This window comes from Paractinoplanes globisporus DSM 43857, assembly GCF_000379645.1.
GTDB classification, from domain to species: Bacteria; Actinomycetota; Actinomycetes; order Mycobacteriales; family Micromonosporaceae; genus Actinoplanes; species Actinoplanes globisporus.
In genome coordinates, this window is sequence record NZ_KB903317.1 from 311,749 (window position 1) to 323,582 (window position 11,834).

8 protein-coding genes are annotated in these 11,834 nt (G+C 72.4%); 4 read left to right on the plus strand and 4 right to left on the minus strand.

What is annotated here, in order from left to right:
• Positions 1 to 2: 2 nt before the first annotated feature.
• Both A3CQ_RS0131445 and A3CQ_RS0131450 read right to left on the minus strand, forming a co-directional pair.
• On the minus strand, positions 3 to 587 hold the full coding sequence (locus A3CQ_RS0131445) for a cysteine hydrolase family protein (protein ID WP_020514933.1): 585 nt from the start codon (positions 585 to 587) through the stop codon (positions 3 to 5).
• A gap of 180 nt (positions 588 to 767) precedes the next feature.
• The gene (locus tag A3CQ_RS0131450; RefSeq protein WP_020514934.1) at positions 768 to 1,646 is read right to left on the minus strand and encodes a TetR/AcrR family transcriptional regulator C-terminal domain-containing protein; all 879 of its coding nucleotides are present in this window, start codon (positions 1,644 to 1,646) and stop codon (positions 768 to 770) included.
• A gap of 112 nt (positions 1,647 to 1,758) precedes the next feature.
• On the opposite strand from A3CQ_RS0131450, the gene A3CQ_RS54785 reads away from it, so the two are divergent.
• A complete protein-coding gene (locus A3CQ_RS54785; protein ID WP_020514935.1) occupies positions 1,759 to 2,952 on the plus strand; it encodes an FAD-dependent monooxygenase in 1,194 nt (397 codons plus the stop codon).
• On the opposite strand, the gene A3CQ_RS0131460 is transcribed toward A3CQ_RS54785, so the two are convergent.
• Both A3CQ_RS0131460 and A3CQ_RS0131465 read right to left on the minus strand, forming a co-directional pair.
• On the minus strand, positions 2,922 to 3,287 hold the full coding sequence (locus A3CQ_RS0131460; RefSeq protein ID WP_026206399.1) for a VOC family protein: 366 nt from the start codon (positions 3,285 to 3,287) through the stop codon (positions 2,922 to 2,924). The two genes, A3CQ_RS54785 and A3CQ_RS0131460, sit on opposite strands and share 31 nt — an antisense overlap.
• A gap of 46 nt (positions 3,288 to 3,333) precedes the next feature.
• A complete protein-coding gene (locus A3CQ_RS0131465; RefSeq protein WP_020514937.1) occupies positions 3,334 to 5,286 on the minus strand; it encodes an N-acetylmuramoyl-L-alanine amidase in 1,953 nt (650 codons plus the stop codon).
• Positions 5,287 to 5,417: 131 nt separating this feature from the next.
• Here A3CQ_RS0131465 and A3CQ_RS0131470 point away from each other — a divergent pair, with 131 nt between their 5' ends.
• From A3CQ_RS0131470 to A3CQ_RS0131480, 3 genes are all read left to right on the plus strand, one after another.
• Complete coding sequence (locus A3CQ_RS0131470) at positions 5,418 to 7,697, plus strand: putative bifunctional diguanylate cyclase/phosphodiesterase (RefSeq protein ID WP_020514938.1); 2,280 nt, start codon at positions 5,418 to 5,420, stop codon at positions 7,695 to 7,697.
• Between the two features lie 31 nt (positions 7,698 to 7,728).
• The gene (locus A3CQ_RS0131475) at positions 7,729 to 10,479 is read left to right on the plus strand and encodes a helix-turn-helix transcriptional regulator (RefSeq protein ID WP_020514939.1); all 2,751 of its coding nucleotides are present in this window, start codon (positions 7,729 to 7,731) and stop codon (positions 10,477 to 10,479) included.
• Positions 10,480 to 10,564: 85 nt separating this feature from the next.
• Complete coding sequence (locus A3CQ_RS0131480) at positions 10,565 to 11,782, plus strand: epoxide hydrolase family protein (protein WP_020514940.1); 1,218 nt, start codon at positions 10,565 to 10,567, stop codon at positions 11,780 to 11,782.
• The last annotated feature ends 52 nt before the right edge of the window (positions 11,783 to 11,834 follow it).

Genomic DNA, 11,834 nt, shown 5'->3' on the forward strand with positions numbered 1-11,834 from the left:
GGTCACACCCCCAGATAGTCGTCCGTCCCGCGGACCGAGGCGAACCGCCCGGCCAGCGCGTATTCCGTGCGGCGCACCACGTCCGCCGCGGAAAGCGTACGCGGGTCGGCCAGCAGTTCCTCGACGGTCTGATCGGCCGGCGCGTCCCAGTGCGGAATCGGGAACGTCCCGGTCGCGTCGGTGACGAACGTGACCTCGTACCCGAAATCGGATGCCACCCGCGCCGTCGTCTCCACGCACTGCTCGGTCCGCAGCCCGCAAACGGTCACGGAATTGACCCCCGCCGCGGTCAGCAGCTGCCCGAGATTCGTCGTCGTGAAGGCGTTGTGCGAGGTCTTGGTCACGAGCGCCTCGTCCTTGGCCGGCTCCAACTCGTCGACCACCCGCACGTGCCCATTGGCCGGGTCGAATTCCCCGCCGCTGCCCGCCTCCGAATGCAGCACCCACACCACCATCTCGCCGTCAGCCCGCGCGGCCTCCACCAGCCGCCCCACGTTGGCAATCAGCGCCGGGTTGTCCAGCGTCCGCCAGAGCGGCCGCACCCGAAACGATTCCTGCACGTCGATCACGATCAGAGCATTGGTCATGCCCCGATTCTTCGCGCCCGGCGCCGCCGCCCATAAGACACCATCGAGCCCACCCCCGGAACGATCCGGTCACGCTCTCCTTCCCCGTACGGGGGAAAGTCAGACGCCGGACCACGGCGGCCCCAGCCCAGCCGCGCGCCGAACAGCTCGTCACTCCTGCCCGGTCGGCGCGGGGAGCTGTCAGGGGCGCTGGATGTAGGGGACCAGGCCGTCCAGCAGCCTTGCCAGGCCGAACTCGAAGAAGGTGTCCAGGTCGAAGTCGAACTCCTGGGCGACCAGTTCGCGGAAGTGGGGCATGCCGCCGTCGGCCAGGTGGTCCAGGAAGGTGGGCTCCTGGGTCTCCATCCACTGCTCGTTGGTCATCCCGGTCTCCCGGATCGCCTCGGCCTCGGGCTCCAGGGCGCTGGCCACGCCGCGGACGAAGCTGAACATCAGGATCTGGATGTTCAGGCGCTCGGGCATGGTCAGGCGGGAGCCGTCGAAGACGGCCAGGACCCACTCGGTGATGCGCATCGCGTTCGGGGCCATCTGGGGGCGGGTCAGCGACAGCGTGGGCGCCAGCCACGGGTGACGCTGGAACCCGCGCCACTCCAGGCGGGAGACCAGCTCCAGGGCCGTGCGCCAGTTCGCGGGGGGCTTCGGGGGCAGGCGCACCTCGCCGATCGCGGCGTCGATCATCGCCAGCGTGAGCTCCTCCTTGCCGGGGACGTGGCGGTAGAGCGCCATCGTCGACACGCCGAGCGAGCTGGCGATGCGGCGCATCGACAGCTCGGCCATGCCCTCGGCGTCGGCGATCGCCACGGCGGCGGCGACAATCCGGTCCTTGGTCAGCTCGTGGTCGCGACGTGGGGCGGGGCCGGCCACGACGGTGCCGACGCCGGGGCGGGCCACGGTCAGGCCCTCCTCGCGCAGCGCGGCGTGGGCCTTGGTGGCGGTGGCGATAGCGACGCCCCAGTCCTGGGTGATCTGGCGGGCCGAGGGGACGCGGTCGCCCGGTTTCAGCTCGCCGGCCTCGATGCGCCGTCGCACGTCCTCGACGATCTGACGATACGGGTGCACTAGTACACCACCACCTTCCCGTGCGGAGCGTACTAGTGCGGTTTGCCAGCCGCAATGCGCGCTCCTACTCTGACTAGTACATCATTTACAGAGTACGCAGAGGAGCGGGGAAATGCGGGTTCTGATCTCCGGCGGCGGGATCGCCGGGCCGGCTCTGGCGTTCTGGCTGCACCGGGCCGGCGCCGAGGTCACGATCGCCGAGCGGGCGGCGGCGCCGCGCCCGGGCGGGCACGCGGTCGACGTGCGCGGGGTGGCCCGCGGCGTGGTCGAGCGGATGGGGCTGCGCGAGGCGATCCGGGAGCGGCAGGTCGACGAGCGCGGCTGGGCGATGGTCGACGCGCGGGGGCGGCGGCTGAGCGGCATGCCGGCCGATCTGTTCGGCGGCGAGGGCATCGTGGCCGAGATCGAGATCGCGCGCGGCGACCTCGCGCGGATCCTGTACGACGCGACGGCCGGGGATGTCGAGTGGCGCTTCGGCGAGCAGGTGAGCGAGCTGACGCCGGAGGGCGACGTCTTCTTCGCGAGCGGCCGCCGTGAGCGCTACGACGTCGTGGTCGGCGCCGACGGGGTGCGCTCGGCGGTGCGGCAGCTCGCCTTCGGGCCGCACAGCGAGTTCGTCCAGCCGCTGGGGGCGTACCAGGCGTACTTCTCGGTGCCGGACCCGGGCGACCTGGACAACTGGTTCGAGATGTACAACGCGCCGGGCGGCCTGGTCGCCGGCATCCGGCCCGAGCGCGGTGGCACGGCGAAGGCCAGCCTCACCTTCCGGACAAAAGAGGTATTTCCGAGGCTTACCAAAGCCGAGCAAATCGAACTTATCCGGAAGAAATTCGAAAAAGTCGGCTGGCGGGTGCCCGAGATGCTCAAGGCCATGCCCGACGCGCCCGACTTCTACTTCGACGAGATCAGCAAGGTCACGGTGGAGACCTGGCACCGCGGCCGGGCGGTCCTGCTCGGCGACGCCGGGTACTGCGGCACCCCGCTCGCCGGCATGGGCACCAGCATGAGCCTGGTCGGGGCGAACGTGCTGGCCGGCGAGCTGGCCACGGCGAACACCCCCGAGGAGGCGTTCGCCGCGTACCAGCGCGAGATGGCCGCCTACGTCGCCGAGGGCACCCAGTTGCCGCCCGGCGGCGTGGAGATGTTCGCCCCGAACGGGCGGCTCATGATCCGTATGCGGGCGATGTCCATGAAGATGATGGGCGTCTGGCCGATGAAGGGCATGCTCGAGAAGCAATTCTCCAAGGCCGACGCCATCACCGTGAAGGACTACGTTCAGCTGCGCAAACAGATGTCGAAGGGGTGACCCGCCGGGTCGAGCAGCACGCGCCAGCGGTCCGGCGTGGGCTGCTCGGCCGGTTTGGTCGCGCCCAGTGCCAGCGCCTGCTCCTCGGCCTTGTCCAGGTCGTCGACGTAGAGGTCGAGGTGGTAGCGCTTCGGGGTCGACTCGTCGGGCCAGCCGGGACCCGAGTAACCGGCCACCCGGCCGAAGCCGAGGCTCGTGGTGCCGTCGCCGATCATGGCGTAGTCGCCCTCGCTGTGCAGCACCTCCCAGCCCAGCACCTGGGAGTAGAAGGTGGCCAGGGCGGCCGGATCCTCGGCGTCGAGGTTGATCATCGCAAGAGTCGCAAAACCAGTCATGCCCCGGATCCTGCCCCGAGAGGCTGACACCTCCTGACAGCTTTTCTCATTTCAGGTAGACCAATCCGTCGAGGATGACGCCCGGTCGTCCCGGGGTGCCCTCCACGCGTACGCGAATCGTGTGTTGAGCGGAACCACTCCAGTAGCGTGACCAGACCGCCTGGCGGTAGACGGTGTGCGGCGACCCCAGGTCGACGACGCCCGCGTCGTCGCCGTCCACGAAGATGCGCACGCGTCCGGAGAATGCGCCCCGGCCGACCGCGAGCGCGGCCGAGCGTCCGGTGAAGGTCCAGGTCGCGGCGGATCCGCCGGCGGTCGAACCGAGAGCCACCCCACCGAGATAGGCCGGGTCGCGCAGGGTGCGCCAGCTTCCGGTCCGTCGTGCGACGGCTTCCGACAAGACCACGGGTGTACGAGTGACCGAAGCGCTCACGGCGTTCCCCGCCCGGTCGGCCGCCCGCACGGTGAAGGTCGTCGGCACGGCCGGCCTGATCGTGCCGTTCCGGCTCCGCGCGGTGATCCCGAGATTCACCGCGGTGGGGCGCAGCAGGCTCACCGCGGACAGGCCGTTCACGTCGGACGCCCGCCAGCCGAGCCGGATCGGCACCGAGCCGTCGAGCGGGCCGGGGCGCAGCGCGACGTCCGGGCCGGCCGTGAAGGTCGGCGCGTTCGGGTCGGAAACGACCCGGGTGGTGACCATGCTCGTGCGGCCGGAGAGGTGCAGCGCGCGGACCGCGACGGTGTGGCCGCCGGGAGACAGGCGCAGCGCGGCCGTGCGGTGGGTACCCGGCGCGGCCAGGGTCAGGCGGCCGTCGACCCACACCTCGAACCGGGCGATCAGCGCGCTCGGGGTGGCGACGTTCCAGAGCGGGCGGATCAGGCCCCGCGTGTACAGCAGCGGGCCGTACTGGATGGCGCCGGTCACGTGCAGAAGGCGCAGGCCCGCCGGTGCCGCTCCCGCGATGGCCCGGATCTGCGGTAGTTGCCGGTAGAGCGCGTCGCCCGGGCAGTCGGTGCGGCCGGCGTCCCGGTGACCGGAGATGCGGTAGAGCGTCGCCTTCTCACCGACCGGGTAGAGGTTGCTGCCGCCGGAGGTGTAGACGACCCGGCCGTTGGGCGGGTTGCCGGCCGCGCCCAGCTTGTAGGCGGCGACCGTGGCGATCGCGGTGCGCACGGCGGGCGAGACGCCGACCGAGTCGTACGTGCCGATCACGGCGATCGCGCTGGCGTCGGTGTTGAAACCGAGCGTGTGCGCGCCGAGCACGTTGCGGCCGACCCCGCCGCCGCGGCCCTCGAAGATGGTCCCGCACTTGTCGACCAGGAAGTTGTAGCCGATGTCGTCCCAGCCCTTGGTGCGCACCTGATAGGCCTGGATGCCGCGGACGATGGCGGCCGAGTCGGCGCAGGAGTAGTCGTTGCCGGTGGCCGTGTGGTGGACGAAGAACACCTGGACCGGGCCGGTGTACTCGGGCGCCGCCCGGACGATCGACTCGTTGGCGCCCCAGCCGGCGCGGGTGACCATCCTCGGCACGGGACGCGTGGGCAGCGCGGTCTCTTCGGTGCGGCTTCCGGGCGTACGCCGGGAAAGGGTTGTGGGGGTGTCGGGGTTGATCAGATTCAGCCGCAGTCCCGGCTGCGTCCCGCCGCCGTCGATCCGGGCCTCGACGGCGTCGGACGGGCCCACCCAGAGCGGATCGGTCGAGCCACCGCTGTCGGCGTCCGCCTCGAGGGTTTGCCAGGGCGTCCAGCGGGTAGAACCCATCCGGCGGGTCCGGACACGGAACGTGCCTTCCGCGGGTTTCTCCGGATCCGCCCAGCTGATGCCGAGAAGGCTGAACGGCCGGGTTGCCTGCTTCGCCCCGTCCGCACCGGCCAGCGCGATCGTCTGCAGCGCGGGATTCTCGGCGGCCAGCGCCGGCCTCTCGCCGGGCAGGCCCGACGCGGCGATGATCGTCGTGAGCAGCATGGCGATGTGGCGCTTCGTCCGGTTCCGGCGCACGTGGACCCCCGTGACACTGATTGCTCGGCCATGAGCCAGGTTGCCGTTCGTCGGGGTCGCTGTCCCGGAAATTCCGAACTTTATACTGATTTACTGGGTAAAGTCGGCGGGCGGGCTGCCGATGGTCAGACGTGACCAGAGTCGACGGCCTTTCCGCGTGCCCCGCGCGCCTCGCCTGGCTGCACACCGTCGTCGGCCTCGCGCTGGTCGCGATCTTCCAGTTCGGCCCGGAGTCGCTGCAGACCCCGGTCATGGCCCTCGTGCTGGTCCTGGGCATGGTCGCCCTGCACGTGGGCCCGCGCCGCAACCTCGCCCCGGCCGACCGCACCCCGTGGCGGCTGATCCGCGCCGGCGGCTACCTGTTCATCGTCGCCAGCCTGATCCGGGCCGCGGTGCCGAGCACGGTCGCGACCCCGCCCACGTGGATCGCGTTCATCCCCAACTCGTTCGTCGTCCCGGCGTACCTCTGCATCGGCTACGCGTTCTCGGTGATGCTGCGCCGCCGCCGGGCCGCTGACGACGACCCGGCCCGGATCGACGCGATCCTGGTCGGCCTCGCCTTCGCGTTCCTCACCTGGACGTTCGTGATCGCGCCGTCGCTCGTCACGGCCGGCGTCACGTCGTACCAGATCCTCGACGCGCTGTTCCCGATCATCGACGTCGTGCTGCTGGTGCTGGTCGCCCAGCTCCTGCTGGCCGGCGGCGCGCAGAAGCCGGCGCTGTGGCTGCTGACCGCCGCGGCCGGCGCGATGTTCGCCGGCGACCTGCTGTACAGCCTGCGCGACGCCCAGGTCGTCGACATCTCGCAGGCGACGGTAAACGCGCTGTTCCTGGTCATGTTTGTGCTGATCCCCGCCTCCGCGCTGCACCCCTCGACCGGATCCCTGGTCGAGCCGCAGCAGATCGTGGTCAGCGACATGAGCCGCCTGCGCCTGGTCGTGATCGGTCTCGTGGTCGTGGTCCCGACCATCGTGACCTCGCTGGTGCCGGTGGGCATCATCGCCAACGACCTGATCCGGGCCGCGCTGTGCGCGCTGCTGGTTCTCGGCACGCTCGCCCGGGTGGTGCGGTCCAACAATTCCCGCGTACGCGCCGAGCGCGCCACCCGCCGGCGCGCGACCCACGACGCGCTCACCGATCTGCCCAACCGGGAGCTGTTGTCGGAGACCGTGTCCCGCTGGGCCGACCGGGCGACCGACGAGCACCTCGAGATCAGCCTGCTCTTCATCGACCTCGACCGCTTCAAGATGATCAACGACCACTGGGGTCACCAGGTCGGCGACGAGCTGCTCTGCGCGGTCGCGGCCCGGCTCGCCGAGCAGGTACGCGCCGAGGACGTGGTGGCCCGCATCGGCGGCGACGAGTTCGTGATCGCCCTGGCCAGCCCGTCCCACCTGCGGCTCGCCGAGTCGCTGGCCGACCGCCTGCTGATCGAGCTGGCCCACCCGTTCGAGCTGTCGGTCGGCGACGTGGCCATCTCCGCCTCGATCGGCGTGGCCAAGTCGACCGGCGGCGCGCACGCGCTCGAGCTGATCCGCGACGCCGACACCGCCATGTACAAGGCGAAGGGCTCCGGCCGCAACGCGTACGCCATGTTCGACACGACGCTGCGCGAGCAGGTCCGCGACCGGGTGAAGCTCGAGCAGGCGCTGCGCGGCGCCCTCGAGCGCGGCGAGCTGGCCGTGCACTTCCAGCCGATCGTCGACCTGGCGAGCGAGGAGCTCGACGGCTTCGAGGCGCTCATGCGCTGGAACTCGCCCGAGCTCGGCTTCGTCTCCCCGATCGAGTTCATCCCGATCGCCGAGGAGACCGGCATGATCGAGGAGATGGGCGCCTGGCTCCTGCGCGAGTCGGCCCGCCAGCTGCTCACCTGGACGGACACCCGCGGCCCCGGCGCACGCCCGCTGCACGTCTCGGTCAACGTCGCCGTCCGCCAGCTCCGCGACGGCACCCTCGTGAGGATCGTCGACGACGTCCTGCGCGAGACCGGCCTGCCGCCGAACGCCCTCTGGCTGGAGATCACCGAGTCCGGCGTCATGGAGGACATCGAGGCGGCCCTGCTGACCCTCAACGCCCTGCACGCGCTCGGCGTCACCCTCTGCATCGACGACTTCGGCACCGGTTACTCGTCGCTCTCCTACCTGCACCGCCTGCCGGTCGGGATTGTCAAAATCGACCGCTCGTTCATCTCCGACATCGGCCTGACCGGCGCCAACGAGCCCATCGTCCGCGCCGTCCTGGCCATGACCCACGCCATGGGCCACCGCGTGGTCGCCGAGGGCGTGGAAACCGAGACCCAGCGCGACTGGCTCCGCGACCAGGGCTGCGACCTGGTCCAGGGCTGGTTCTACGGCAAGGCCGAGCGCCCGGCCAACCTCAAGCACTGGATCGAGCGCACCGTCCCGGCCTGACGCGGCCGCGGATCGCTCGTACAGTCTGGGCGTGCGCGAATTCCCCGGGTCGGCCGGGCGGAGACTGCGTGGCCGGACCGAGGAGTGCGCTCAGCTGGACGAGCTCGCCTCGGCGGTCCGCCGCGGGCACGGCCGGGTGCTGGTGCTACGCGGCGAGGCTGGGATCGGCAAGACCGCACTGCTCGACCACCTGGCCGGTGCGGCGTCCGACCTCACGATCGTGCGGGCGGTGGGTGTCGAGTCCGAGATGGAGCTGGCCTACGCGGGCCTGCACCAGGTGTGCGGGCCGCTGCTCGACCGGCTCGGCAAGCTCCCCGCGCCGCAGCGGCAGGCCCTGGAGATCGTGTTCGGCCTCAGCGCGGGCCCGCCACCGGACCGATTTCTCGTCGGGCTGGCGACGCTGGGCCTGTTCGCGGTGCGGGCCGAGGAGCGTCCGCTGCTGTGCCTAGTCGACGACGCCCAGTGGCTCGACCGGAACTCGCGGCTGACACTGGCCTTCGTCGCCCGCCGCCTGCTGGCCGAGCCGGTCGGCATCGTCTTCGCCGCCCGGTTCACCGGTGAGGAGCTGCGGCACCTGCCGGAGCGGGAGGTGCTCGGCGTGGGCGACGCCGACGCCCGCGAGCTGCTCACCTCCGCGGTGCGGTTCAAGCTGGACGCGGCCGTCCGGGACCGGATCATCGCCGAGACGCGGGGGAACCCGCTGGCGCTGCTCGAGCTGCCGCGGGGCCTGACCGCCACCGAGCTGGCCGGCGGCTTCGGCCTGACGGGCGAGCGGGCGCTCTCCGGGCGGGTCCGGGAGAGCTTCGTCCGGCGTCTCGCCCTGCTCTCCGACGAGGGCCGGCGCCTGCTGCTGGTCGCGGCGGCCGATCCGGCCGGGGATCCGCGGCTGCTCTGGCGAGCGGCCGAGAGTCTCGGCATCGCGCCGGCCGCCGCCGACGCGGCGCGGGCGGAGGGACTGCTCGCGATCGGCGAACGGGTGACGTTCCAGCATCCGCTGGCGCGCTCGGCGATCTACCGGTCCACGCCGGACGCCGACCGCCGCGCGGCCCACCGGGCGCTGGCGGAGGCGACCGACGCCGCGACCGACCCGGACCGGCGCGCGTGGCACCTCGCCGCCGCCACCGCCGGGCCGGACGAGGAGGTCGCCCGGGAGCTCGAGCGCGTCGCCGACCGGGCCCGGGCGCGCGGTGGTCTGGCCGCCGCCGCGGCGTTCCTGCAGCGCGCCTTCGCGTTGACCGGCGAGCCCGGCCGCCGGGCGGATCGCGCGCTGGCCGCCGCCCAGGCCTGCTGCCAGGCCGGCGAGCTGGACGCGGCCCTCGGGCTGGTCGCGATGGCGGAGGCCGCGCCGCACGACGAGCTGCAGAGCGCCCTGGCCTGCCGGGTCCGCGCCCACGTCGCGCTGGGCGCCGGCCGCTGGACCGAGTCCCTTCCGCTGTTGCGGGAGGCGGCCGCGCGGCTGACGCCGTTCGATGTGGACCTGGCCCGGGAGACGTACCTGACGGCGTGGGGCGCGGCCGGGACGGCGGAGGAGCTCGCGGCGCGGGACGTCATCGTGGAGATCTGCCGCGGGGTGCGGGCCCTGCCGCCGGCGCCGGGCGGCCCCGGCCCGCGGGATCTGCTCCTCGACGGTTTCGCCCGGCTGATTCTCGAGGGATACACCGCCGCGACCCCGATCCTGCGGCGCGCGGCGGCCGAGCACACGGATCTCTCCGCGGAAGACGTCATGGCGTGGGGCTGGATGGCCGTGGGCGCTCGCGGCGCGCTGTGGGACCACGACGGCTGGCTGGAGGTCGCCGCCCGGAACGCGCGGGTCGTCCGGGACGCCGGCGAGCTCGCGGCGTTGCCGGTCCACCTCACGTACCTGGCGATGGCGGTCGCGTGGACCGGTGACCTCACGGCCGCCGAGTCCCTCGTCGCCGAGATCGAGAGCGCGGCCGCGGTCACCGGCAGCCGCCTGCCGCCGTACGCCCTGCTGCGGCTGCGGGCGCTGCAGGGCCGGGAGGACGAGACCGCCGCCGCGATCCGGCGATTCGGCGGGCAGAGCACGACCGCCGTCCGGGCATTGTGGGCGGCCGCGGTCCTCAACAACGGTCTCGCCCGGTACGCCGACGCGGTGACCGCGGCCCGCCCGGCGGTGTCGGCGGCCGCCCTCAACCACTGGGTCTTCGTGTGGCTGCTGCCCGAGCTGGTGGAGGCGGCCGTGCGCGCCGGCGACGTCGACCTGGCCCGCACGGCGCACCAGCGGCTGGCCCGGGCGACGCGGCCGCACGAGAGCGACTTCCCGCTCGGCATCGAGGCCCGCTGCCGGGCGCTGCTCAGCGACGGCCCGGCGGCCGACGCCCTGTACCGCGAGGCGATCGACCGGCTGAGTCGCACCCCGCTGCGTCCCGAGGCCGCCCGCGCCCGCCTGCTCTACGGCGAGTGGCTGCGCCGCGAGCACCGCCCGGCCGAGGCACGCGACCAGCTGCGCGCGGCCCACGAGACGCTGGCCACGATCGGGATGGAGGCGTTCGCCGAGCGTGCCCGCGGCGAGCTCGCGGCGGCCGGCGAGACCGTCCGCCGGCGGGTGGCCGGCACCCACGACGACCTGACCGCGCAGGAACGGCAGATCGCCCGCCTGGCCGGCGAGGGACTGTCCAACCCGGAGATCGGCGCCCGGCTCTTCCTCAGCGCGCGGACCGTCGAATGGCACCTGCGCAACGTCTTCACCAAGCTCGGCATCCGCTCCCGGCGGGAGCTGACGGCCACCCTGGGGTCCCGAACCCAGGGTGCGACCCCGTGACCTGACCCAGGGTCCCCGACGGAGGCGACGCGCGGGCTCCGGCGCGCAGGCTGCGGTTATCAGCCACTCCATGAAGGAGCCAACCATGTCAGCCACCACGTACGAGGCGACGGCGGTCCGGCCGTTCCCGATCCCGGCCGCCACCGAGGCGGACCTCGACGCATTGCGCGCCCGCGTCACCGCCACCCGCTGGCCCGACGCCGAGCTCGTCGACGACTTCTCGCAGGGCGTGCAGCTCGGGGTGATGCGAGAGCTCGCCCACTACTGGTCCACCGAGTACGACCTGCGCCGGTGCGAGCGGCGGCTGGCCGCGCTGCCGAACTTCGTCACCGAGATCGACGGGCTGGACATCCACTTCATCCACGTGCGCTCGCGGCACGAGAACGCGCTGCCGGTGATCCTCACGCACGGCTGGCCGGGCTCGGTCGTCGAGATGCTGAACATCGTCGAACCGCTCACCGACCCGACCGCGTACGGCGCCTCCGCGGCCGACGCGTTCGACGTGGTGATCCCGTCGATGCCGGGCTACGGGTACTCGGGCAAGCCGCGGGACCTCGGCTGGGGCCCCGACCGGATGGCCCGCGCCTGGGACGTGCTGATGACCCGCCTCGGCTACCCGCGCTACGTGGCGCAGGGCGGCGACTGGGGCGCGATCGTCACCGACCTCCTCGGCGTGCAGGCGCCGCCCGGACTGCTCGGCATCCACAGCAACATGGCCGGCGTCGTTCCCGCGGACGTCTGGCTCGTGCTGGCGCGCAACGTGCTGGGCGCCGGCGGCCCGCCCCCGCCCGGCCTGTCCGAGGAGGAGACCCGCACGTTCGACCAGCTGGCCGAGTTCTTCACGAAGGGCGTCGGCTACGGCGTCCAGATGGGCACCCGGCCGCAGACCATGTACGGCCTCGCGGACTCGCCCGTCTCGCTCGCCTCCTGGATGATCAACCACGACGCCGCCAGCTACCGCGACATCGCCGAGGCCTTCGCCGGGCGCCCGGTCGGCGGCCTGACCCGCGACGAGATCCTCGACAACGTCACGCTGACCTGGCTCACCAACACGGGCGTCTCGTCCGCCCGGCTCTACTGGGAGAACACGGTCGGCTTCTTCGACGTCAAGAACGTGACCGTCCCGGCCGCGGTCAGCACCTTCGCCAATGAGATCTACCGGGTCCCGCGCAGCTGGGCCGAGCGGGCCTACCCGAACCTCATCTACTTCAACGAGCTCGACCGCGGCAACCACTTCGCCGCCTGGCAGGAGCCGGCGCTGTTCGCCTCCGAGCTCCGGGCCGCCTTCCGATCCCTCCGCTAGTCCCGCTGGGGCCGGCTCGTCGGCGCCCGCCCGCCTGCCCGGGGTGCGGCCC

Bases quoted from the DNA above. Each gene is read 5' to 3' on its own strand.
- A3CQ_RS0131445 (WP_020514933.1), bottom strand. From the start codon at position 587: ATGACCAATGCTCTGATCGTGATCGACGTGCAGGAATCGTTTCGGGTG.
- A3CQ_RS54785 (WP_020514935.1), top strand. From the start codon at position 1,759: ATGCGGGTTCTGATCTCCGGCGGCGGGATCGCCGGGCCGGCTCTGGCG.
- A3CQ_RS0131460 (WP_026206399.1), bottom strand. From the start codon at position 3,287: ATGACTGGTTTTGCGACTCTTGCGATGATCAACCTCGACGCCGAGGAT.
- A3CQ_RS0131480 (WP_020514940.1), top strand. From the start codon at position 10,565: ATGTCAGCCACCACGTACGAGGCGACGGCGGTCCGGCCGTTCCCGATC.